Below are 24,456 nucleotides of genomic sequence, written 5' to 3'. Positions count from 1 at the left end.
TCTACAGCACGGCGGCCTGAAAGCCGACCTGAGTGGTTGAAGCAAGAGCCAGATCAAGTGCAAATCCAAAGCCTATCTACCTGATGCAACGCAGTCTAAATGTGGGAGCGGGCTTGCTCGCGAATGCGGTGTGTCAGTCAATTCATCTGTCACTGACCCACCGCATTCGCGAGCAAGCCCGCTCCCACAGTTGACCGCATGCAGCTTTTAAAATGAGGTCGGCTGTGGATTTGCATGCACTGAAGAGCTGCTTTTCTGTGGGATCTGGCTTTGTGTGGGAGCTGGCTTGCCTGCGATGCAGGCACCTCGGTGTGTCAGGTACACCGAGTTGATGCTATCGCAGGCAAGCCAGCTCCCACCTTTGACCGAGTGTGGCTATGCTGTTGCTGTTGCTCCGGCCCTTACATCCTTTTCGATGACGAAGTCAGCGGTCTTTTGATCTGCGCTTGTGATCGTGATCTTGATCTGAGAGCGCCCCGTCAAACACGACCCCCCAAATCACTGTCGGATTGCGGGCATGCCGAGCCATAGCGAGGCACCGAGTGTTGGGGCGAAGACCTTTTGGTTACTTTTGTGTCTTTACAAAAGTGACCCGCCGTCAGGGCGGAACCCTAAGCCGCCACTACCCAAATAACGGATATGTACACAGCAGTGTGTCAGTCACCGAATACACCGACCAACCCACCGCAAAATCAAGCATACACACTCGTATTAACCAGATTTTTCGGCCGCTCCCCAGCCAGCGCCAAAAGCAGGTTCTCCACCGCGCAGGCGGCCATCGCCTCCCGCGTCTCGTGGGTCGCCGAACCGATATGCGGCGTGGCCACCACATTGTTCAAGCGCAACAACGGCGAGTCATGATTCAACGGCTCGCGCTCAAACACATCCAGCCCCGCCGCCCGAATCGTGCGTTGTTGCAGCGCCTCAACCAGGGCCCCCTCGTCCACCACCTTGCCACGTGAAATGTTGATAAAAATGGTGTCCTGCCCCATCAACCCAAACTCACGCGCGCCAATCAGCTTTTCGGTTTCAGCCGTGAGCGGCAACGTCAGGCACACAAAGTCGGCCTGCTGCAGCAACTCCGGCAAGCTTCGAAACTGCGCCCCAAAGCGCTCCTCTACCAGCGGCTTGGGCGAATGGCTGTGGTAAATCACCGGCATGCCAAAACCGAAATGCCCGCGCTGAGCCAGCGCTTCGCCGATGCGGCCCATGCCGATAATGCCCAAGGTCTTGCCATGCACATCGGTGCCGAAATGCGCCGGTCCGATGTTCTTGCTCCACTGCCCGGCACGCACCATGTCGGCCAGCTCGACCACTCGGCGGGCGGTGGCCAGGATCAGCGCGAAACCGGTGTCCGCGGTGGTTTCGGTCAGCACATCCGGGGTATTGCTGAGCAGGATGCCGCGCTGGGTCAGGTAGTCGATATCGTAGTTGTCGACGCCCACCGACACACTGGCCACCGCTTCGAGCTTGGGCGCCAGGTCGAGCAGCTTGGCATCCAGGCGCAGGCTGGCACCCAGCAGGCCGTGGGCGCCGGGCAAGGCGTCACGCAGCCGGGCCAGGCCGGGTTCGTCGAGGGCGTCGATCAGGGTCACATCGACGTGTTCGTGCAAGCGGGCCATCAACGGCGCGGAGAGCTTTTTGTACAGGACGACAGACTTTTTCATGAGGTTTTTACCTTCAACTCCAGGGTGGGCACCGGCACGCGATCACTGGCGCCGGGCTTGAGGAAAATCGTCAGCACCACGGCAAACATCAGCGCGCCGCTCATCAGCAGGTACGAGGCGCCGGGTGAGCCGGTGCTGCTATTGAGGTAGCCGACCAGGTATGAACCGCCAAACGAGCCGAGCGCGCCCATGCTGTTGATCAGCGCCATGGCGCCACCGGCGACGTTGGCCGGGAGGATTTCCGGGACGATGGCGAAAAACGGACCGTAGGGCGCATACATGCAAGCGCCGGCGATGACCAGCAGGGTGTAGGACCACCAGAAGTGCTCAGCGCCCAGCGCGTAGGATGCGTAGAAGGCGATAGACGCGATCAGCAGCGGCGGCCACACAAAACGTTTACGTTTTTGCAGCTTGTCCGAGCCCCACGACACCGCCAGCATGCCGATCACCGCCGCCAGGTACGGCAGCGCCGAGAGCCAACCGGCTTCGACCATGTCCATCTGCAAGCCGGCCTTGAGGATCGACGGCAGCCACAGCACAAAGCCATACACGCCGATGCTCCAGCAAAAAAACTGCAGCGCCAGGATGATTACCTTGGGCGAACGAAAGGCTTCGGCGTAGTTCTTCACGGCCTTGATCCCGACCTGCTCGGCGGCCAGGGCGCTTTCCAGGTCGCGTTTATGCTGCTCGCTCAACCACTTGGCGTCGGCAGGTTTTTCATCCGCCAGCTTCCACCAGATAAACGCCCAGATCACCGCCGGCAGGCCTTCGATGATAAACATCCAGCGCCAACTGAAGTGCTGCACCAGGTAGCCCGACACCACCGACATCCACATCATGGTCACCGGGTTGCCGAGGATCAGGAAGGTGTTGGCCCGCGAGCGTTCGGCACGGGTAAACCAGTGGCACAGGTACACCAGCATCGCCGGCATCACCGCCGCTTCGACCACGCCGAGCATGAAGCGAATGGCGATCAGCATATAGGCGTTGGACACCACGCCGGTGAGTGTGGCCAGGCTGCCCCACAGAATCAGGCTGACGAAAATCAGTTTTTTAACGCTGCGTTTTTGCGCGTAGATGGCTCCTGGCACCTGGAAGAAAAAGTAGCCAAGAAAAAACAGCGCGCCCAGCAATGACGACATGCCCGGCGTGATCATCAGGTCTTCGGCCATGCCGGAGGCCGCGGCGAAGCCGTAGTTGGCGCGATCCAGGTACGCGAGGCTGTAGGTGATAAACACGATAGGCATGATGTACCACCAGCGGCGGGTGGCGAGTTTCACAGTTTCCATGGGGTTGCTCCTGAGCTTGTTGTAGTTGTGGCAACAGGGAGTGGGTCATGCAACAGATCGGGCGGGTAATTCGGAACGGCTGGGTAAACCTTCCATATCACCCCGGCTTTGCACGGCGCGGCTGCCGATCCAGTTGCCGCGCTGTACCGCCTCGGGGAAGCTCAGGTTTTCCAGCAGGGCGCTGATCATGCCGACGGCAAAACCGTCACCGGCACCGACGGTATCCACCACGGTATCCACCGGTACGGCGGCAATAAAACCCTGGTCCATATGGGTGCGGTAGTAAGCGCCGTCCGCGCCCAGTTTGATCGCCACGGCTTCGGCGCCCTGGTCGAGGTAGAACGCGGCGATGTCGGCCGGGTCGTCGAAACCGGTGAGCAAGCGGCCTTCGCCCAAGCCCGGCAGGACCCAATCGGCCAGGGCGGCGAGGGCGTTGATTTCGCCGATCATCTGCGCTTGGCTGGCCCACAGCGACGGGCGCAGGTTCGGGTCGAACGACACGCTGCGCCCGGCTTTGCGCATCTGCGTCATCAGCTCCACGGACAACTCGCGGGTGGCCTCGGACAAGGCGGGCGGGATGCCGGTGGCGTGCAGGTGACGCGCTTGCAGCAAGGCGGGGCTGATCGCGGCAATCGACAAGTGGCTGGCCGCCGAGCCTTTACGGAAGTACTCCACCTGCGGGTCGGCGCCGGCTTCTTCACGGGACTTGAATTGAAAGCCGGTCGGGTGCAGTGGGTCGACCGCCACATGGCGACAATCCAGGCCTTCCTTTTTCAGGGTCTCGACCACAAAGCGCCCCAGGGAATCGTTGCCGACACGGCTCAGCCACGCCACGTTGAACCCCAGGCGCGACAGGCCGATCGCAACATTGCTGTCGGCCCCGGCAATGCGCTTGTGAAACTGCGCCACCTGGGCCAGGTCGCCGGTCTGCTCGGCGACAAACATCGCCATGGTTTCACCAAACGAAAGGATATCGATCTCAGACATGGGCGTTCTCCGCACGGGGCTGGCCAAGGAGGGCGAGGGCGCTCACCTGCTGGGCAGTGACGGCAACCAGGTCATCGCCTTGCAACGGGAATTCCACGGCCCGGGTAATACCTTGAGTCATATGTTTGAGCAGTTGTTCCCACAGATGCAGGTCGGTGGCGCCGGGCGGCAAGGCCACCAGCTTGCCGTCCTGGCGCCGCGCCACAGCCTTGCAGTGCAGGTAATCCACATGACGGCCCAACAGCCGCGCGGCGGTGAGCGCGGATTGGTCCTGCCACTGCCAGTTGCCGATGTCGAAGGTCATGTTCACCGGCAAGCCCAGGCGCTCCACCTCAGTAAAGAAACGTTGCATCGGCTCGATGCGCCCGCCGTGCAAGGTCTGGTCGTTCTCCACCAGCAACTTGACCGGGTGGCGGTTGAGCAGGGCGTGCAGGCTTTGCAAATCGTTGGTATCGGTGAAATAGCCAAGGGAAACCTTCAACCAGCGCGAACCGAAAGTTTGGGCGCGGTCCAGGGTTGCACTGAGTTCAGCGTTGGGCTGGGCGCGCCCGGCGACCCAAAGCTCCAGAGGCGACGAGAACACCGATTCCAGGCCGTGTTCGGCAGCGGCTTGGGCGAGGGTGGCGGGGTGTTCGCTGGTCAGCAGTTCTTCACGCCACTCGATGCGCTGGGCGCCGGCGGCCACCAACAGTTCGACAAAACTCAATTGGCCCTGCTGGCGTACCAGGTCGGCGCCGTAGCTGGAAAGGCTGATGGAGACGGGGTATTTATGCATTGTTATGTACCTCTGAAACCGGTTTCATTTTTATACGAAAAACCAATGTGGGAGCTGGCTTGCCTGCGATAGCGGTGGGTCAGTCAATGAGCAGGTGACGGTATGATCGCTATTGCAGGCAAGCCAGCTCCCACTAGGGATTGAGTGGAGCCACGGACTATCAGCTCGGGCAAAAAATCCAGGGTGCGCGGTGGCGCGTTATCGCCGCGCAAGCGTTTGAGCAGGCAGTCAAAGGCGCTCGCGCCAATGGCCTCGGTGGGTTGGGCGAGGGCGGTGATGCCGTTGCCCACCAGCGGGTACCAGTCCAGGTCATCCAGGGCGATCAGGCCAACGTCATCAAACAGCGTGCAGCCCAGCTTTTTGAGCGCGTGGGTGCAGGCCAGCGCTGCCACGCCATTGGCGCAGAACAACGCCTTGGGGCCTGGCTTGGCAAGAAAGGTGAGCAGACGGTTTTCCAGCGTGCCATCGAGTTCCAGTACCGCGCCGGTCAACACTGGGCGGGCCGCAATCTCAGCCGTAAAACTTGCCTGACGCTCCAGGCGGGAACTGGTGCCATCGGCTTTTTCGCTGACCAGCAACAGGTCGCGATAACCCTGCTGTTCGAGGTGCTGTACGGCAATACGTACCGCCGCCGGGTTATCCAGGCCCACCAGGTCGCTGTGCAACGGCTCGACCTTGCGGTCCACCAGCACCAATGGCATTTCCCGTTGCAGCTCCAGCAGTTGGTCGAGGTGGTGGCCAAGGGTGTTCACGATCAGCCCTTCGATGTTGTACGAGCGCAGCGCCGCCAGGTGCTGGCGCTCTTGCTCGTCATCGCGGTCGGTATTGCACACCACCAGGCTGTAGCCATGCTGGCGGCAGGCGGTTTCGACGCCGTGCATCACGGCAATGGAATAGGGGTTGCGGATATCGGCCACCAGCATGCCGATCAGGCGCGTGCGGCCGCGTTTCAAACCGCGCGCCATCTGGTTGGGGCGGTAGCCGAGTTCACTGATCGCCTGTTCGATGCGCAAGGCAATCGCATCGGAGAGCAGGGCACGGTCGTCACCGATAAAGCGCGACACGCTGGCTTTGGACACACCGGCGCGCTCGGCGACGTCGAGCATGGTCACGCGGCTGCGCTGGGCGGCGGAAAAAGAAGTCACGGTAGCAGGCCTTTCTTATTGGAGGTTGTGATGCTTGAAACCGGTTTCAGGAAACCTCAACACGACAACTACGTCAAGTGTATTTGAGGGTTATTGCGCAATCGGCGGGTGGCCCGCTCCGACGAGCGGCGCGGCTACCTGTTAGTTCTGACAGTATCCGAAAGACGTTGTTGGGTATTCAATCTTGCCTAACGTAGCTCATTAAAGCGATTCACAAACGCGGCGGAAAATACCATGGGCAATAGCACGTCGGATAATTCGATCAACACTGGGAATGTTGCAGGTTCGACTGCCATTGAGTCTGTCGCAGTGTCGCCTCCGCGCACATTGGAAAAGCTTTCTATAGAATACGCATTGTCCGACGGTGTGATCCCAATAAAATATCTATTTGACGATCTGCGCGTTGAGTTGACGGAACCGTGGACAGAGTTGGCGGGGGAAAACGAAAGCGATTTTGTGGTCCCGATCTACCACGCCAGGGGAAGTGTCCCAATTGAAATTGAACCGATAGAGTTACGCGGACCTATCATTGCGGGACAGTTTCCTATTGAAATCAAGATTCCCCAAGCCTACTTTTTGAATAGTGCGGTGGTGGACCTTTCCTATCGGGTCCATAATCTGTTTCCAGACACTGAGGTGTTCGAAACATCGTTCGTCACAACTATCATCATTGACAGAGTGGCGCCGGGCGGCGGCGAAGTCCTTAAGGCAGCCAGGTTTTTACTTGACCCTATTACCGAGTTCGATCTAGACAACAGTACATCGATTGATGTGGAAGTGCCCGGAGACTACCTGGATCGAAAGGCCGGGGACACGGTGTTAGGTTACTTAAATACCCATGGCACTCAACCCACAGGTCCAGCGTTTCCTATGCAGTCATTTGCAGCCACCAGCGGGCCCATGCTGGTCAATATTCCCGTGGCAGAGATTCGCAAGTTTGCCGGCGCTGCGGTGCTCTATTTTTTCTATCGGCTACGTGACCGGGCAGGTAACCTCTCTGCCCAGTATTCGCTGGTTGCGAGTACCCGGCTGATCTTGAACGCTCCACCTGCCAGGCTGTCGCCGCCTGAAGTACCGGCCTACGAGTCGGATCTGCTGATTAATCGCGAGGATGCCCGTCGTATTGTTTCAGTCAGGGTGCGCCAATATGACAACCGGCTGGCGGGTGATCAGTGTGTGGTCGAATGGGATGGTATTAAGCTCCCCGCGGTGCCGGTCACTGCACTGCCACTTACGGTCACGGTGGAGTGGAGCGTGCTGATCGCCAAAGGCGCTGATCTGCGCCGAATCATTGACTTGCCCGTGCGTTACTACATTTTGCGTGCAGGCAATACGGTGGGGCCGGGTGTGGGCTCGCCAGTTAAGCGGGTCACCGTGGACATGACTGTTGCGGGCCAGGAAAACCCGCAAGCTCCCGCACTGCTGAACCGCCAATTAGCCTTGGTGAACATCCATGGCGCGATCTCTCCGGTCCCCAACCGTTTAGACTATCGTGATGCCAACCAGCCGGTAAGGGCTTCGTTTACGTTGTTCGACAAACCAATGCCAGGCGAACTCGCCGTGCTTAGTTGGCCGGGCCAAGCGGCACCGGTGGCAACTTATCGGGTCAAGAGCGGTGACGTCGGCGGGAGGGTCGTGGACTTTGATAACCTGATCCCCTGGTCGGTGATCCAGAGCGCTGGTAGTAATGCGACGACCCTGGTGAATTACCAGACCGACAATGGCGTCAACCAACAGTTATCGCCTGATCAAACAGTTTTCGTCAGCCTCGCCCCTCTCATCAAATATGAAAAACCGATTTTTCCGCAGTCGTTACAACACCCTAACAAATTTCTTAATTGCACTACTAAACCGCCCCTTTGGCTAGGTATTGAAGTACTAGTGAAACCTGTGCCCAATACACTGCAAGCAGGCGATCAGGTGGTAATGACATGGCAAGGGTATGAACATTACCCTGACCGTGACCCGATTCCGTCAACGGCTCAACCCTTCACCTATGAATGGGCTGCTGGCGATACGTCCCATAGCTTCTGGGTGCGCGATTATGAAAATCTGATCAAACCACTGAAAGACTATGCCGGGGCGGCGGCGCGTTACAGCGTATTTCGCAACGGCATCCAACTGGGAACTTCATATATTAATTATGTGCAAATTGACCGCAGGTATTCCACGGGCAACTACTGCGGACCGAATGGCGACGGCCCAGAGTAAAACTAAGTGTCACGGCTACTTGCAATCCGTGCGCTACAGCGCGTGACAGTTAATCTTTATCAAGCGAGTCTTCACCTCTAGTGCATAAGTAAGTGGGGGCGCGACGCAGTAGAGAAGTAAATTTTCAGCAGCACGTTGATGCTGGCTGACTGCATGTGTTTGTTCGGCAATCATATCAAATGATGATGGAGAATATGAAATGAGCACTCCTGTAAGCGCAAAAGTAGCGGCCATACTCGCGGAAGGGCCAAGGTTGGGTCAGCCTCAGATCGAGGGCGTACTCAATGATACGACCGGCCTTATTTCAGCAGACAACGCAACGCGGCCTATTACCGTGCATTGTCCATTAGGCACGGACTCGGACGACTTTGACTGGATCGAAGTACGATGGCAGAACCTCGACTTGCCGCTGCCCAATTGGGTTACGTTGCATGGGCCTGTACAATTTATGCTGCCGATGACAGGTACAGTCATTGATGTGACCCTCTCACCTCCTCAGGGTGTGGGTGGGTTCTCACATGGTCGATATCAGATCGAGCATCGGTTGTTTGTAAATTCGTTCGATGATAATAATAATTCGGTACCCCAAGAAGAGTTTGAGTATTCGTCCCCTCAGTTTTTGACGGTGGACCGGATTCCTCCCTACGCCACCCTCGGTAGTCGCGATGTGCCACCCGCTGCACAATACACGGGTAGTCTTCCGGCGGGTGCGCCTCTTACGCAGAGCATTATTAACGCTGATGGGGGACTCCCACACTCAATTCCTGACAATAACTACCCGACTGCAAGTGGGCAATGGGCAATAGGCGATACCGTGCGGTACTACTGGAGCCAAGGCCTGGTCCCACTGCCCGCGTTTGAGGTGGGTGCCCAGGTCCCGCCACGTCTGATGCTGCAAACCGGTAACACCTATACCGTGTCTCCGAGCGACATCACCGGCAGCGGACAATGGAATTTTTTCCGCACCATTACCGACGCCGCGGGGAACACAAGCCGGCCATCGGTCGTCAGCACCTTCAATGTGTCGCTGTTACCTGCGCCCGAGCAATTAGACATTTTCATTCCGCTGGCACCGGCACCAGTAGGGGGCAGTCTGGATGACTTGCTCAATATTGCGGACTATGTGACGGGTATCAGCTTCGAGGCTACCTATTCGAACCCGCAGTTCTCCCTGGATCAAATTCAGTGGAGAGTGGGCACACAGCCGTTCACTGCGTTATCGCCTACGTTCACCACCTTGCCCTCGGTGATTTCGGGAACAACACTGAACACCTTGATAAGGACTGACTACGGGACGAAGAAAGGACCTCAACCGACTGAGGTGCAATTCCGGGTAGTACGAAACGGCGAAACCTTCGACTCACCGATTAAAACCATCAATGTTGACCTGAGTGTGACGGGCGGGGTAAACCCAGGTGAACCAGGCAGCCCGAACCCCAACCTGAATCAAGCGCATATATTTGGCCTAGGTTCGACGGAGGCGGATGTGATAAGAGCCAATCATGCCAATAACGATCTTACCGTGCACATAATGCTCTGGACGGCCGCAGACATACCGACCGCCGGGCAGTGGATCCACGTTGTAGGGGACGATGGCATTGCCGTTGCGCCTGCGAAACAAATCACTACTGAACTACCAGGTGATCCGTTCACCCTTACAATCCCCTGGCCCTCACAACTGATCAAGCGCAATGGTAAACAAAATATTCATTATTTCGTGGCAGCCTCGGAAACCCCGGGCCCCACTGACAACCTCAATCGTGCGCCGAATACAGAAATCGAGGTAATAGACGCGGTGATGATTTCACTGGCCGCGCCTCAGTTTGTGCGTACGTATGGTAGCGGCCCGAGTTTGATTTGGAACTGTGATTCAATGGGGCCAAGGCCACAAGTGACCCCTCCTGATTATGATGGCCGGATATTTGTGCCGGGAGACCCGAGGTTTGTGTTGGGTGGGACGTTGACATTGTTTGTTCGCGTTCTCTCACCGCGTGTGAACCCGACAATCAACGTGGTCGAATCCTACCCTCAGCTTATTACCCCTCAGGTAAAAGCCAGTGGTTTTACGTTCACGGTGCCGTTTTCATTTCTCAGGCAGTTACGACTCGGGCGCGTAGAGGTGACCAGCGTCGCACCACTCGAAGGTAACATCAGCGGACGCGGCAACGCCACGATCAACGCGCGCACATCCTTGTCGGCCTCTTATTGCGACTTTACTCCACTCCCGACACCGTAACGCCAGCGCCTTTGGACGCGCGGCAGGAAAGCGGTTGGTATGGCTTCGCCTCCCCTTCCTGGAAGGGGAGGCGAAAGTCACCGGCATTTAGGTTTGATCGGCTACCAGATTCACAAGTTTTTACTGCGTGTTTAATGGATTATTCCTACATCGCACCGGATGTTTACTCCTTACTCTGTGCGCCTAAGAGGTTAGGTTCCTTATCCCGAGAAGAGCCAAACCGTTTTCGTAGGCTGCATCCAAAGAGTGATTGACCATGTCGGCGCTGAATATTTTTGAACTCAAGCCATTGAATGCAATGATGAAAGTTCCAACCATTACAGTTTGCCTGTTTGCGGCACTGCACGGGCAAGCGCAAGCAGCTCAGTTGAATGGTGAGCAAAAAACCATCGATGCCACTGAGCAATCTACAGATTGGCAGTTGTTTAACAAGTCCACCCTGGACATGAACAGCGCAACTGCAACGAATATTGCACTCGCAAACTCTACGTTGAACATGAACAGCGGCAGCCAAGCCAACGGTGTTCGCGCGACTGATGGGTCCACGGTCAATATCAACTCGGCGCAGGTTTCCTCGAACAACCCGGTGCTTGCCGCCGTGCGCCTCGAACGAAGTGTTGCCTTTATCAATAACAGCACCATTACTAACTCTAACGGTTTGGGCTTGCATTCGGTGGGTGCTGCCAATACGGCGAACGGCTCGTCAACCGAGGTGCTCAACAGCAATATCAGCGGTTCTCAAGGCGGTGCGTCAGTCAGTAATGGCGCCGAGGTGAATTTCAAGCAAAACACGGTGGTACAAGGTACTGGCGCGAACAGTTATGGCCTATCCGTGATAGGTGCCACGGCTAAAGCCAGCCAAAGCACTATCCTCGGGCAGGGTAACGGGGTGACGTTCAGCCGTGGACGTAACGACAACACCGATGGCAAGTTGGTATTGGACCAGTCTGTCGTAGAGGGTAAAAACGGTTCCGCTATTCTGGTCAGGGGCACGCCAGGTTTGGCGCCTGTGGTGCAAATAGACGTGCTCAACGGCTCTACCTTGACGGGTGGCGACGGTAATGTGCTGACGGTCACCGGCGGCGGTTTGGCAACAATGAATGTTGATAACAGCCGCTTGAACGGTAATGTGGTGGTCGACGACGCCAGCACAGCCCATTTGAACCTGCAAAACAACGCCGAGTTGACTGGCCAGTTGCAGAATGTCTCCAGTTTAAGCGTGGGCGCCACCTCCAATTGGAACATGACCGGCGACAGCCAGGTCGGTGCACTGAATATGGCCGGTGGTACGGTTACCATGGGCGCTGGAGATGCGTTCTATCAACTGAACCTGAATACTCTCGCGGGTGATGGCACGTTTGTTATGGGCACCGATTTTGCGCAGGGTAAAACGGACTTCATCAATGTCACCGGCGAGGCCACCGGTAATCACAGCCTTTTGCTGTCGGCCAGCGGCGCTGAGCCGGTCAACCCCGATCAGGTTCGTGTGGTCCATACGGGCGGTGGTGATGCACGGTTTTCCCTGGCCAATGGCCCGGTAGACGTAGGCGCTTTTGCCTATGACTTGAAAAAAGAAGGGACCGATTGGTACCTCGATCCCGAAACAAAGGTGCGAAGCCGCAGCACTCGCGTGGCGACCGCCTTGTTTAATACTGCACCGACCGTGATGTACGGCGAAGAGGCCTCGTTGCGCGCACGTATGGGCGAGTTGCGTTTCGAGCCAGGCCAGGCGGGTCTCTGGTTTCGCGGGCTTGCTAACAAATATAATGTGTCTGAAAGTTCCGGTACCGCGTATACGCAGAACCAGAGCGGCTTCTCCATCGGTGCCGATATGCCGCTGGCGGACAGCCAATGGCTGGTGGGTGTGATGGCCGGCCATAGTACGTCCGACCTGAACCCCGCTCGCGGCTCCTCGGGTACCGTCAAGAGCTACTTCGTGGGCGCTTATGCAACGTGGATGGACCAGGAAAGCGGTTTCTACTTTGATACGGTCGCCAAGGCCAACCGTTTCCAGAACGAAGCCAAGGTCACCCTCAGTGACAGTACGTCGACCAAAGGTAACTACAACAACGTGGGTGGCAGCCTGTCGGCAGAGTTCGGTCGCAATATCAAACTCGATGATGGCTGGTATGTTGAACCTTATGGTCGAATTTCGACGATTGTGGTGCAGGGCGGTACTTACAGCCTGAAAAATGGTTTGCAAGTCGATGGTGAACGTACCCGTTCACGTATTGCCGAAGCCGGTGCGACCCTTGGCCGTGATATTCAACTCGACAGCGGCGCCATTATTCAGCCTTACGTGCGTGCGGCAATGGTCCACGAATTCGCCAATAACAATAAGGTGTCGGTTAATAACCAGACCTTCAACAATGATTTGTCGGGCTCACGCGCCAAATTTGGTGCCGGCCTGGCAGTGAAGCTCTCGCAGAATCTGCAAATGCACGCGGACCTGGAGACCAGCTCCAGCAACAAATTTGAGCAGGTTCTGGGTGCCAACGTGGGTGTACGTTATTCCTTCTAAGTAGAGCATAAGCCGCCCCAAAAAAAGCCCTGATCTTTCGACCAGGGCTTTTTTGTCGTTGGAACTTAAATGTTTTGATTCAGAGTAAAATCGATGTTGACCGGATGAGCATCCTCATCAGTCTTTCCATTGAGCCAGCCTTTGACATTGAAGGGATTGATTTCCAGCGTTTCAATAAACAGGGTTGCCTCGGTACACTGAACGACCCTTGGAGGGTTGTCGGCGTTGAAGGTAACCCAGGCCTGTGGAGATTTCTGGAACAGCAGCGTCAGCTCTTTGTTGCGTTCGACGTCACTCGAAAACTGGATGAAGACCTCTTCCTCCACGCTGCCGTCGTCATGTTTATCAATAAGGTATAGTTGAACTGTACCGTTATGGTGAGAATATTTTCCGATCTCAGTTTTAAAAACGTGAGCACCAATCGTTCCTTTGACGTCGCCACTTACGTCGCGAGGGGCCGGAGTTTGACTTGCCAATTTTTGTTGCGCTGCCATGATCGCCTCTCCATCAATGATGTGTCTGCAAAACCCAGAAGCCCTGATGCTTCTGACTATAGGTATCAAACAGCAAAAAAAAATTTAGGTAACTGTCAAAAGTCACAGTTTACAAATGCGTGTTTATCTTTTTCATTTTGCCACCTGCGTGGGAGTGATTAACTGAAACGCTGAAGTGCCATTTTTGAATGACTCGGGCCATTAAATCCCTTTCCCTGGGATTGTCTACTGTCATAGTTGACAGTCTAAAAAAATGCCCTTAATAACTATTTAGACTAAACCAGCCGTCGACAAGGGACGTGTACGGGGTGTTCAAGCTCAGCTAAACAGTCCGGCGGCAATATTGATCGAGAAACCCAGAATCGCCGTATTGAACAGAAACCCAATCAATGACTGCCCCAGCACGACTTTGCGCATTGCACGTGTTGCAACCCCCACATCCGCCGTTTGCACCGCCACGCCGATGGTGAACGAGAAATACAGGAAGTCCCAATAATTGGGGTTGCGCAGCCCTTCAGCAAAGCGCAGCGCCGGCTCGTCGCCGTCCCAGGTGTAGAACAGCCGGGCGTAATGCACACTGAAAATCACCCCGGTCAGCAACCATGAACCAATCACCGTCATGCCGGTAAAACCGTAGTGCAGCAGGCGCGCCGTGCTGTCCAGGTCTTTGCTGCCCACCAGGTTCACCGTGATGGTTGCAAGGCTGGCTATCGCGGCAATGCACACCACGAACAGTACCAACCCGGCGTTTTCATCCTCGATCTCGGCGATGCGTTTTACGTCATCGGCGCGTGAACGGCTGGTGAGCCACAGCATCAGCGCCAGGTAGGTCCAGACCCCGGCGTTCCAGCCAATCAGGATTTTGCTGATCAGCGTATCGGCCGGCGCCAGGATGCCCACGGCAAGGCCAAGGACAGCGGCGGATGAGAGGCGAGGGTGGGTGCGGGCGAGGAAGGCCATAGGTGCTCACAACAAGGGGGAGGTTGTGAGCACCATAGCGCATTCAGGCGGACTTGATCATGAACTGCCCGCTCCCGCATTTTGACCGAGTTCTGTCGGGTTAATCCGTCTTGCTGCGCTTGCGCACCAGCTTCATCACCACCACAAAGAACACCGGCACAAACACCACCGCCAGCGTCGCGGTGATCATCCCGCCGATCACGCCTGTACCAATCGCCTGCTGGCTCGCCGAGCTGGCGCCGGTGGCAATCGCCAATGGCACCACACCGAGGATAAACGCCAGCGAGGTCATGATGATCGGCCGCAACCTCAGCCGCGCAGCTTTCAGGGTGGCGTCGATCAGGTCCTCACCCTGGTCAACCAGGTCTTTGGCAAACTCGATGATCAGAATCGCGTTCTTCGCCGACAAACCGATGATGGTGATCAAGCCGACCTTGAAGAACACATCATTGGGCATGCCACGCAAGCCCACCGCCAATACGGCGCCGAGCACACCCAGCGGCACCACCAGCAACACCGAGGTCGGTATCGACCAGCTTTCGTATAGCGCCGCCAGGCACAGGAACACGATCAGCAGCGACAGGCCCAGCAGCAACGGCGCCTGGGAGCCGGACAAGCGTTCCTGCAACGACAACCCGGTCCATTCCTGGCCCAGGCCGGCCGGCAATTGGCTGACCAGGCGCTGGATTTCTTCCATGGCCTCACCGGTGCTGTGCCCCGGCGCGGCTTCGCCGCTGATGGAGATGGCCGGGTAGCCGTTGTAGCGCGTCAGTTGCGCCGGGCCTTGGGTCCAGCTGGCTTCAACAAAGGATGACAGGGGCACCATCTTGCCGGCGTTATTGCGCACGTTGATCTTCATCAAGTCCGCCACCTGGCTGCGCTGGTCGCCTTCGGCCTGCACCACCACCCGCTGCATGCGGCCCTGGTTAGGGAAGTCGTTGACATAGGCCGAGCCGATGGCCGACGACAACACATTGCCCACATCGGCAAACGACACGCCCAAGGCGTTGGCTTGCTTGCGGTCCACTTGCAACTGCACTTGCGGTGCTTCGGCCAAGGCACTTTCGCGCACGTTGGCCAGGATCGGGCTTTTTTCCGCGGCGGCCAGCAACTCGGTGCGCGCTTGCATCAACGCGGCATGGCCGACGCCGCCACGGTCCTGCAAACGGAACTCGAAGCCGCTGGAAGTGCCCAGGCCGTCTACCGGCGGCGGCAGGATTGCGTAGGCAATCGCATCCTTTAGCTCACTGAACGCGGCGTTGGCACGATCGGCAATTGCCGAGGCCGAATCTTCGCTGCTGCGCTGGGACCAATCCTTGAGCGTGGTAAACGCCAGCGCCGCGTTCTGCCCGGAACCGGAGAAGCTGAAGCCCATGATCATGGTGGTATCGCCCACCCCAGGTTCGCCGGCGTTGTGCGCTTCGATCTGCTCGGCCACCTGCACCGTGCGGTTCTTGCTCGCACCCGGTGGCAGCTGGATATCGGTGATGGTGTAACCCTGGTCTTCCACCGGCAGGAACGAGGAGGGCAGGCGACTGAACATCCACCCCAGGCCCACCAGCAGCACCAGATAAATCAGCAGGTAGCGGCCGCTGCGCTTGAGGGCATAGGCCACCCAGCCTTCATAGCGATCAGTCAGGCTCTCAAAGCGCCGGTTGAACCAGCCGAAGAAACCGCCCTTGGCGTGGTGCTCGCCCTTGGCGATCGGCTTGAGCAAGGTGGCGCACAGCGCCGGCGTCAAGGTCAGGGCCAGGAACGCCGAGAACAGGATCGAGGTGGCCATCGACAGCGAGAACTGCTGGTAGATCACCCCCACCGAACCCGGCATGAACGCCATCGGCAGGAACACCGCCACCAGCACCAAGGTGATACCGACGATGGCGCCGGTGATCTGGCCCATGGCTTTTTTCGTCGCGTCCTTGGGCGACAGGCCTTCGGTGGCCATGATGCGCTCGACGTTTTCGACCACCACAATCGCGTCGTCCACCAGGATGCCAATCGCCAGCACCATGCCGAACATGGTCAGCACGTTGATCGAGAAACCCAGCAACAGCATGGTGGCGAAGGTGCCCATCAGTGCAATCGGCACCACCAGCGTGGGGATCAAGGTGTAGCGCACGTTCTGCAGGAACAGGAACATCACCGCAAACACCAGCGCCATCGCCTCGAGCAAGGTGTAGACCACTTTGGTGATCGAGACTTTGACGAACGGCGACGTGTCGTAAGGGATCTTGTACTCAACGTTGGCCGGGAAGTAGCGCGACAGCTCGTCCATCTTCGCCCGCACCAGGGTGGCGGTGTTCAGCGCGTTGGCGCCGGGCGACAGTTGTACGCTGACGGCGGTCGACGGCTTGCCGTTCAGGCGCGTGGAGAACTGGTATTCCTGGCTGCCGACTTCCACCCGCGCCACATCGCCGATGCGCACGGTGGAGCCGTCGGGGTTGGCCTTGAGCACGATGTCGGCAAATTCCGCCGGGGTCGACAGCTGGCCCTTGACCAGGATCGCGGCAGTGATTTCCTGGGTCTTGGTGCCCGGTAAATCGCCAATGCTGCCCGCCGAGACCTGGGCGTTCTGCGCGCTGATCGCGGCGTTCACGTCGGCTGGCGTCAGATTGAAGCCGATCAGCTTCTGCGGGTCGATCCAGATGCGCATGGCACGTTCGGCGCCATACAGCTGGGCCTTGCCCACACCGTCCAGGCGCTTGAGTTCGTTCATCACGTTGCGCGCCAGGTAATCGCTGAGCGCTACGTCGTCGAGCTTGCCGTCGTTGGAGGTCAGGGTCACCAGCAGCAGGAAGCCGGCGGAGACTTTCTCTACCTGCAAACCTTGCTGGGTCACGGCTTGCGGCAAGCGCGGCTCTACCGCTTTAAGGCGGTTTTGCACATCCACCTGGGCCATTTCCGGGTTGGTGCCCGGCTGGAAGGTCGCGGTGATGGTGGCCGAGCCCAGGCTGCTTTGGGATTCGAAGTACAGCAAGTGATCGGCGCCGTTAAGCTCCTGCTCGATCAGGCTGACCACGCTTTCATCCAGGGTCTGGGCCGAGGCGCCCGGGTACACCGCGTAGATCTCCACTTTCGGCGGCGCAACGTTGGGGTACTGAGCCACCGGCAACTGCGGGATGGCGAGCGCGCCGGCCAGCAGAATAAACAGGGCCACCACCCAGGCGAAAATCGGGCGGTCAATAAAGAACTGCGGCATGGCGGGTTATTCCTTGACTGGCTGGCCGGAGGCGGGGCTGTCATCCACCTCGACTTTTTCACCGGGGCGTGCGTGTTGCAGGCCTTCGACGACGATACGGTCACCGGGCTTGAGGCCGCTGCTGACGATCCAACGGTCCTCGATCACCGCGCCCAGCTCTACCGGCTGCTGGCTGACGGTTTGCTCGGCGTCCAACAGCAGCACCATCGGGATGCCGGCGCTGTCACGGGTGATGGCGCGTTGCGGCACGCTGATACCTTGCTTGTCCACGGCCTGTTCGAGGCGCACACGCACAAAGCTGCCCGGCAACAGGTCGAGGTCCGGGTTGGGGAACTCGCTGCGCAGGATGATCTGCCCGGTGCCCGGGTCGACGCTGATTTCGGCAAACAGCAGCTTGCCCGGCAACGGGTACAAGCTGCCGTCGTCCTGGATCAGTGTGGCCTTGGCCTGGTCCTGGCCGACCTGCTTCAAGCTGCCGGCGCGAAAGGCGCGGCGCAGGTCATTGAGTTCGCGGGTCGACTGGGTGAGGTCGGCGTGGATCGGGTCCAGTTGCTGGATGATCGCCAGCGGCGTGGCTTCGTTCTGGCCGACCAGCGCACCTTCGGTCACCAGCGCACGCCCGATACGCCCGGAAATCGGTGCGGTGACGGTGGCATAGCCCAGGTTCAACCGGGCGCGCTCGACCGCGGCCTTGTTGGCGGCGACTTCGGCGTTGGTCTGGCGCACGGCAGCGCGGGCGTTGTCGTAATCCTGGCCGCTGATGGCGTTGCCTTCGACCAACTGGCTGTAGCGCTGCTCTTGCAGGCGCGCCTGGAACGCATTGGCTTCGGCCTTGCTCAGGTTGGCCTGGGCGCTGTCCAGGTCGGCCTTGAACGGCGCGGGGTCGATACGAAACAGCACGTCGCCCTGTTTGACGTCGTGGCCTTCCTTGAACACTCGCTGCATGACCACACCGGCGACCCGTGCGCGCACTTCGGCAATGCGCGGCGCGGCGATACGCCCGCTCAATTCGCTGGTGATCGACAGGGGCTTGGCTTGCAGGGTTTCGATGCGTACTTTGGCCAGTGGCGCCTCTGGCGCTTCATCGGCCGATTGGCCACAGCCACTCAGGGCCAGCGTCAGGGCCAGCAGGCAAAACGGCGCAAACAGATTCTTCGACATGCTCATATCCCAATATTGACTGGCGCATCCTAAAGACACCTGCGCCGTGGTGCTGTGAAGCTGTGTAGGCCGTGTGTGAAGAAGTGTAAGGTGCGGCGCGCGGCGCGCCGGGGGCGTATATCCTTGCACAATCCTGCAACACACCAACAAACAGTATTATTTGGAAACACCATGCCCAATATCCTCCTGGTGGAAGACGACGCCGCACTCTCCGAGCTGATTGCCAGCTACCTGGAACGCAATGGCTACCACGTCAATGTGCTCAGCCGTGGCGACCATGTGCGCGAACGGGCGCGGCTCAACCCACCGGACCTGGTGATCCTCGACCTGATGCTGCCGGGTCTCGACGGCTTGCAGGTGTGCCGTTTATTGCGTGCCGACTCGGCGGGCCTGCCGATTCTGATGCTCACCGCCCGCGATGACAGCCACGATCAGGTGCTGGGCCTGGAGATGGGCGCCGACGACTACGTCACCAAACCTTGCGAGCCGCGCGTGCTGCTTGCCCGTGTACGCACCTTGCTGCGCCGCAGCAGTTTGTCCGAGCCACAGGTGGCCAACGACCAGATCGTCATGGGCAACCTGTGCATCGACCTGTCGGAGCGCACCGTAACCTGGCGCGAGCAGGCGGTGGAACTGTCCAGCGGTGAGTACAACCTGCTGGTGGTGCTGGCCCGGCATGCCGGTGAAGTGCTCAGCCGCGACCAGATCCTGCAACGCCTGCGTGGTATCGAGTTCAACGGCACCGACCGCTCGGTGGACGTGGCCATCTCCAAGCTGCGGCGCAAGTTCGACGACCACGCAGGCGAGGCGCGCAAGATCAAGACCGTGTGGGGCAAGGGCTATCTGTTCAGCCGTTCCGAGTGGGAATGCTGATCGATGTTTCGTGTACTGCTGCGCCTCTACCTGATCACCATCATTACCTTCAGTGCCGCGATTTTCCTGATTCCCAAACTGGTGATTCAGCTGTTTGAACACCGCTACATGGACTACAACGTCGAACAGACCCGTGGCCTGCAAAAGCTTATCGTCAAGCAGTATCTGCGCGCGCCGGTGGAGCGTTGGTCCCACGTGACCGAGCAATTGAACCGGGATTTCGCACCGCTGCAAGTCAAGTTGCTGCTGCGCCAGGACGCCAGCTATACGCCTGAGGAGGAACAACTGCTGGAGCACGGCAAGCCGGTGATCCGCCTGGGCGAGTGGGGCTGGATGGAAGACATCAGCTCGCCGATCAACCAGCAGTTTGCGGTGAAACTGAGCATCCCGCCCGACCCGCTGGACATGAACCTGTTGTACTGGTCGATGAACGTACTGATCGGCGCCGCGTTGCTCGCCTGCCTGCTGTTCTGGCTGCGCCCGCACTGGCGCGACCTGGAGCGCCTGAAAAGCACCGCCGCGCAATTGGGCCGGGGCAACCTCAGTGAGCGCACACAGATTCCCGCCAGCTCCAACATCGGCAGCCTGGCGTCGGTGTTCGACACCATGGCCGACGACATCGAAGGCCTGCTCAACCAGCAGCGCGACTTGCTCAACGCCGTGTCCCATGAACTGCGCACGCCGCTGACACGCCTGGACTTCGGCCTGGCCCTGGCGCTGTCCGAAGACTTGCCCCAGGCCAGCCGCGAGCGCCTGCAAAGCCTGGTGGCGCATATTCGCGAGCTGGACGAGCTGGTGCTGGAATTGCTCTCTTACAGCCGTCTGCAAAATCCGGCGCAGTTGCCGGAGCGGGTCGACGTGGTGCTCGATGAGTTTATCGACAGCGTGCTGGGCAGCGTCGATGACGAACTGGAAAACCCCGAGATCGTCATCGACGTCGCGCTCGACTGCACTGTGGAGCGTTTCAGCCTCGACCCGCGCCTCACCGCCCGGGCGTTGCAGAACCTGTTGCGCAATGCCACGCGTTATTGCGACAGGCGCATCCAGGTCGGGGTCAAGGTGTGTGCCGACGGCTGTGAAATCTGCGTGGACGATGACGGCATCGGCATTCCTGTGGAGCAACGCGAGCGTATCTTCGAACCCTTCTATCGTCTCGACCGCAGCCGCGACCGCGCCACCGGCGGTTTTGGCCTTGGCCTGGCGATCAGCCGGCGCGCCATGGAAGCCCAGGGCGGCACCTTGACGGCCCTGGCCTCGCCCCTGGGCGGAGCGCGGTTCAGGGTCTGGCTGCCTGCGCAGCTTGATTAGAAAAAACGCCGGGAAGGGCGCACACTGTGTGCCCCGCTTTACCCGAGGAGAGAGTCGCAATGACTGGTGTTCACACGTCTGCTCAACAAGGTTTCTCGACCCAGGCCGTCACCTACGCCCAAGGCCGGCCGGATTATCCCCGCCAACTCACCGGCTGGCTGACCGATACGCTGCGGATCAACCCACAGTCGACCGTGATCGACCTGGGCGCCGGCACCGGCAAGTTCACGCGCTTGCTCAGCACCCTGGCACCCACCCTGATTGCCGTCGAGCCAGTCGAGGCCATGGGCGCGCAACTGAGCAAACTGTTGCCGGAGGTGCGCCTGCTCAGCGGCACCGCTGAAGCCATCCCGTTGCCGGGTGCCAGCGCCGATGCGCTGGTGTGTGCGCAAGCCTTCCACTGGTTCTCTACCGAGGCCGCACTGGCCGAGATCCACCGCGTGCTCAAGCCTGATGGCCGCCTGGGCCTGGTGTGGAATGTGCGCGATGAATCGGTGGATTGGGTCGCGGCCATCACCGAAATCATTACGCCCTATGAAGGCGACACGCCGCGCTTTCATACAGGGCGTTGGCGCGAAGCCTTCACCGGTGAGTATTTTTCCGCACCTGAAATGAGCTGTTTTGCCTATCAGCATGTGGGCAGCCCCCAGGAAGTGATCATGGATCGCTTCCTGTCGGTGAGCTTTATCGCGGCGCTGCCGGCGGCGCAAAAGGCCACGGTGACTGAGCAATTGCGCCAGTTGATCGACACTCACCCGGCGCTGCGCGGGCGCGACACCGTGGCGTTTCCGTATCAGACCCAGGCCTACGTTTGCCATCGTCTGGCAGAAAAAGCATAAAGTCAGATCATATTGATATAAGTCGTTATAAGAAAAATCGCTATCCTGCGGCCAGAATTTTATAAGGCCGCGGGTAGTTGTAATGGATGTGGGCAATTTTGGTTTTGTAGTCGCCGGCCTGATCGTTGGTTTTATCGTCGGCATGACCGGGGTCGGCGGCGGTTCCTTGATGACGCCGATCCTGTTGTGGTTCGGGATCAACCCGGCCACCGCCGTGGGCACTGACTTGCTGTACGCCGCCATCACCAAGTCCGGTGGCGTACTGGTACACAGCAAAAACCGTAACATCGACTGGACCATCACCGGTTGGCTGACTTTGGGCAGCGTGCCGGCGGTGCTGTTGACGTTGTGGTTCCTGGCCAGCCTGCACACCGACCCCAGCGCGATGAACGCGGTGATCAAGCAGGCGCTGGGTTTTGTGCTGTTGCTGACGGCACTGGCGATTCTGTTCAAGAAAAGCCTGTTGGCGTTTGCCCAGCGGCATGCCGGTGATGATTACCACATGAACCCGCGTAACCTGAATGCGCTCACGGTGGTCACCGGGGCGGTCCTGGGCACCATGGTTGCGTTGACCTCCATTGGTGCTGGTGCGCTTGGGACTGTGGCGTTGTTTATCTTGTATCCGTTCCTGGCCACGCGGCGTTTGGTCGGCACCGAGATCGCCCACGCCGTGCCGCTGACCTTGGTGGCGGGCCTGGGGCATGCCAGCATGGGCAATATGGACTGGCAATTGCTGGGCTTTTTGCTGATGGGGTCGTTGCCGGGGATTTACCTGGGCAGCCACATGACCGGCAAAGTCCCCGACGGTGTGTTGCGGCCGTGTCTGGCGGTTATGTTGATGACCATTGGGTATAAGCTCGCGTTCTAGGCTGTACACAGGTCAAGTGTGGGAGCTGGCTTGCCTGCGATGGCGGTTTGGGCTGTGTAAATATCCATTTCTACGGTAACGGCGGCTTAGGGTTCCGCCCTGACGGCGGGTCACTTTTGTAAAGACCGGAATGCCGGCCCAGACAAAAGTAACCAAAAAGTCTTCGCCCCAACACTCGGTGCCTCGCTGTGGCTCGGCATGCCCGTAATCCGACAGGGATTTGGGCCATCGTGTTTGACGGGGCGATTTCAGATCAAGATCAAGATCAAAAGCGCAGATCAAAAGACCGCTGACTTCGTCATCGAAAAGGATGTAAGGGCCAGAGCAACAGCAACAGCAGAGCCATACTCGGTCAACTGTGGGAGCGGGCTTGCTCGCGAATACGGTGGGTCAGTGACAGATGAGTTGACTGACCCACTGCATTGGCGAGCAAGCCCCACAGGTAGTCCGCATCAGGCTTTTACGGGTCCATTCCCGATCTGCCAAACAAACGGCGGCTCGGTTTCATTGATCACCCAATCCCCCACAATCCGCGCCTTGTAGATCACCGGGTTATGCGACGACACAGTCCGCGCATTGCGCCAATGGCGATCAAGGGATTTACCCTGGCGCACATCCGACGCCCCCAGCGCATTGAACAGCTCACTGGTAGCACGCTGGATCAACTCCGACACCACCACCTGCGCCGTCGCCGATTCAATCTCGGCGGCCACGTTCGCTTCACGCTCCGCCACTGCATCCCCGGCAAATCTTGCCAAGTAGGCCCGTTGCGCCGGCGCCGCAGCTTTCAACGCACTGGCCTCGGCGGCATACACCAGCGCGGCCACTTCGCCCACCACCTGCTGAACCTGCGCATCCTGGCTCACATGCGCCGCATTGCCATGGCTGTAGATGCGTTTGCGGTTGCGCACCTGCTGCGCCACGTCGTTGAGCGCGGCACGGCCAATACCGGCCAGGCTCGCCAGCAGCACCAGTTGGTAAAACGCGGTCTGGTATTTAAAGCGGGTGGCGAAGTCGATCACGTTGTCAGCCTCAACCACCGCATCGGTAAACCGCGTGGTCCCGCTGCCCGTGGTGCGCTGGCCAAACCCGTCCCAGTCATCACGTTGCACCACGCCGGGCTGGCGCGTGCGAGTGGCGGCGATCACGTCGGCGCCGGTGTCGCTGCGCTGGGCGTACACGTCGATCCAGTCAGAGAAAATGCTCCCGGTGCTGTAGAACTTTTCGCCGTTGAGCTTCCAGTTGTCGCCATCCGGGCTGACTTGAGTGACCACATCGCCGATCGCCACAGTGCCGATTTCAGTCCAGGCGCAACCGACGATATCGCCGTCGACAAAGCGCTTGAACCACAGGTCGCGCCCCGCGCTGGGTGGCGCGTTCAGGCGGTCCTCGGCAAAGGCGAAGTGCCCGCGCAGCGCCTGGGGCACATTGGAGTCGGCCGCCGCCAGTTCGATCAGCAGCTCAAACAGCTGCGGCAGGGACGCACCGCCACCGCCGTACTCCACCGGTACCCGCACGGCGCCGAACCCTGCGTGTTTGAGCCACTCGATGGGCTCATAGGGCAGGGCGCGCGCCTGCTCACGTGCCACGGCGCCTTCGGCGATGCGCTGGAAAATCGGCCGAAAGCGTGCGGCCAAGGTGGCGTAATCGACGCCGATGGACAGCGGGTTGATGACGTGTTGTTCGGTCATGGGGTACGGCTCCTGGGCAGTGATCAATGCTGAGTCGATTGCACAGTCCGTGCCGGGCGGCGCAGCCCGTATTTGTTGGGAGTGGATCCAAACTACTGTTGGCCCAGCAACAGTAAATCGACAAATCAAGGCCCTGCGCGACATTCGCCTGCCTGGCAAAAACCACTGCGATATGCGCCACAAAGCCCATGGGTTGGCGCTTTGATGATGTCTGGCACGCTTGCTGCTCAAG

Annotated in this window: 17 protein-coding genes; 7 read left to right on the top strand and 10 right to left on the bottom strand. The window is 58.9% G+C overall.

Annotated features, from left to right (window positions below; genetic code table 11):
* Positions 1–692: 692 nt before the first annotated feature.
* The 5 genes from FFI16_RS13220 to FFI16_RS13200 form a co-directional block, all read right to left on the bottom strand.
* Entirely contained in the window at positions 693–1,667 is a 975-nt protein-coding gene (locus tag FFI16_RS13220; RefSeq protein ID WP_138815934.1) for a D-glycerate dehydrogenase, read from the bottom strand.
* Entirely contained in the window at positions 1,664–2,956 is a 1,293-nt protein-coding gene (locus FFI16_RS13215) for an MFS transporter (RefSeq protein WP_138815935.1), read from the bottom strand. Before FFI16_RS13215 ends, FFI16_RS13220 begins: the two co-directional genes overlap by 4 nt.
* 45 nt (positions 2,957–3,001) lie before the next feature.
* Positions 3,002–3,943, bottom strand: a complete 942-nt coding sequence (locus FFI16_RS13210) for a sugar kinase (protein ID WP_138815936.1) — start codon at positions 3,941–3,943, stop codon at positions 3,002–3,004.
* Positions 3,936–4,718: a sugar phosphate isomerase/epimerase gene (locus tag FFI16_RS13205; protein ID WP_138815937.1), complete on the bottom strand. Its 783-nt coding sequence runs from the start codon at positions 4,716–4,718 to the stop codon at positions 3,936–3,938. Before FFI16_RS13205 ends, FFI16_RS13210 begins: the two co-directional genes overlap by 8 nt.
* An 83-nt stretch (positions 4,719–4,801) precedes the next feature.
* The gene (locus FFI16_RS13200) at positions 4,802–5,863 is read right to left on the bottom strand and encodes a LacI family DNA-binding transcriptional regulator (protein WP_138815938.1); all 1,062 of its coding nucleotides are present in this window, start codon (positions 5,861–5,863) and stop codon (positions 4,802–4,804) included.
* 234 nt (positions 5,864–6,097) lie between these two features.
* On the opposite strand from FFI16_RS13200, the gene FFI16_RS13195 reads away from it, so the two are divergent.
* The 3 genes from FFI16_RS13195 to FFI16_RS13185 all read left to right on the top strand — a co-directional run bounded on the left by FFI16_RS13195 (position 6,098) and on the right by FFI16_RS13185 (position 12,831).
* Positions 6,098–8,074, top strand: a complete 1,977-nt coding sequence (locus FFI16_RS13195; protein WP_138815939.1) for a hypothetical protein — start codon at positions 6,098–6,100, stop codon at positions 8,072–8,074.
* A gap of 199 nt (positions 8,075–8,273) precedes the next feature.
* Positions 8,274–10,310 (top strand): hypothetical protein, encoded by a 2,037-nt coding sequence (locus FFI16_RS13190; protein WP_138815940.1) that lies wholly within the window; start codon positions 8,274–8,276, stop codon positions 10,308–10,310.
* Between the two features lie 256 nt (positions 10,311–10,566).
* A complete protein-coding gene (locus FFI16_RS13185) occupies positions 10,567–12,831 on the top strand; it encodes an autotransporter outer membrane beta-barrel domain-containing protein (protein WP_138815941.1) in 2,265 nt (754 codons plus the stop codon).
* 65 nt (positions 12,832–12,896) lie between these two features.
* Here the strand turns inward: FFI16_RS13185 and FFI16_RS13180 are convergent, their stop codons facing one another.
* The 4 genes from FFI16_RS13180 to FFI16_RS13165 all read right to left on the bottom strand — a co-directional run bounded on the left by FFI16_RS13180 (position 12,897) and on the right by FFI16_RS13165 (position 18,645).
* The gene (locus FFI16_RS13180) at positions 12,897–13,325 is read right to left on the bottom strand and encodes a hypothetical protein (RefSeq protein WP_138815942.1); all 429 of its coding nucleotides are present in this window, start codon (positions 13,323–13,325) and stop codon (positions 12,897–12,899) included.
* Positions 13,326–13,643: 318 nt separating this feature from the next.
* The gene (locus tag FFI16_RS13175; protein WP_138815943.1) at positions 13,644–14,285 is read right to left on the bottom strand and encodes a DUF1345 domain-containing protein; all 642 of its coding nucleotides are present in this window, start codon (positions 14,283–14,285) and stop codon (positions 13,644–13,646) included.
* Positions 14,286–14,385: 100 nt separating this feature from the next.
* Entirely contained in the window at positions 14,386–17,484 is a 3,099-nt protein-coding gene (locus FFI16_RS13170) for an efflux RND transporter permease subunit (protein ID WP_138815944.1), read from the bottom strand.
* A gap of 6 nt (positions 17,485–17,490) precedes the next feature.
* A complete protein-coding gene (locus tag FFI16_RS13165; protein ID WP_026013522.1) occupies positions 17,491–18,645 on the bottom strand; it encodes an efflux RND transporter periplasmic adaptor subunit in 1,155 nt (384 codons plus the stop codon).
* A gap of 171 nt (positions 18,646–18,816) precedes the next feature.
* Here FFI16_RS13165 and FFI16_RS13160 point away from each other — a divergent pair, with 171 nt between their 5' ends.
* From FFI16_RS13160 to FFI16_RS13145, 4 genes are all read left to right on the top strand, one after another.
* On the top strand, positions 18,817–19,518 hold the full coding sequence (locus tag FFI16_RS13160) for a response regulator transcription factor (protein ID WP_017135033.1): 702 nt from the start codon (positions 18,817–18,819) through the stop codon (positions 19,516–19,518).
* Positions 19,519–19,521: 3 nt separating this feature from the next.
* Complete coding sequence (locus FFI16_RS13155; protein WP_138815945.1) at positions 19,522–20,826, top strand: ATP-binding protein; 1,305 nt, start codon at positions 19,522–19,524, stop codon at positions 20,824–20,826.
* A 59-nt stretch (positions 20,827–20,885) separates the two neighbouring features.
* Positions 20,886–21,665 (top strand): class I SAM-dependent methyltransferase, encoded by a 780-nt coding sequence (locus FFI16_RS13150; protein ID WP_138815946.1) that lies wholly within the window; start codon positions 20,886–20,888, stop codon positions 21,663–21,665.
* An 82-nt stretch (positions 21,666–21,747) separates the two neighbouring features.
* Positions 21,748–22,533: a sulfite exporter TauE/SafE family protein gene (locus FFI16_RS13145; protein WP_138815947.1), complete on the top strand. Its 786-nt coding sequence runs from the start codon at positions 21,748–21,750 to the stop codon at positions 22,531–22,533.
* Between the two features lie 452 nt (positions 22,534–22,985).
* Here the strand turns inward: FFI16_RS13145 and FFI16_RS13135 are convergent, their stop codons facing one another.
* Positions 22,986–24,224, bottom strand: coding sequence for an acyl-CoA dehydrogenase family protein (locus tag FFI16_RS13135; RefSeq protein WP_138817466.1), 1,239 nt, complete (start codon positions 24,222–24,224; stop codon positions 22,986–22,988).
* Positions 24,225–24,456: the final 232 nt, after the last annotated feature.

This window comes from Pseudomonas sp. KBS0710 (assembly GCF_005938045.2).
Taxonomy (GTDB): Bacteria; Pseudomonadota; Gammaproteobacteria; order Pseudomonadales; family Pseudomonadaceae; genus Aquipseudomonas.
Note: the sequence above shows the minus strand (reverse complement) of the source record. Positions and strands in the feature narration are given on the sequence as shown.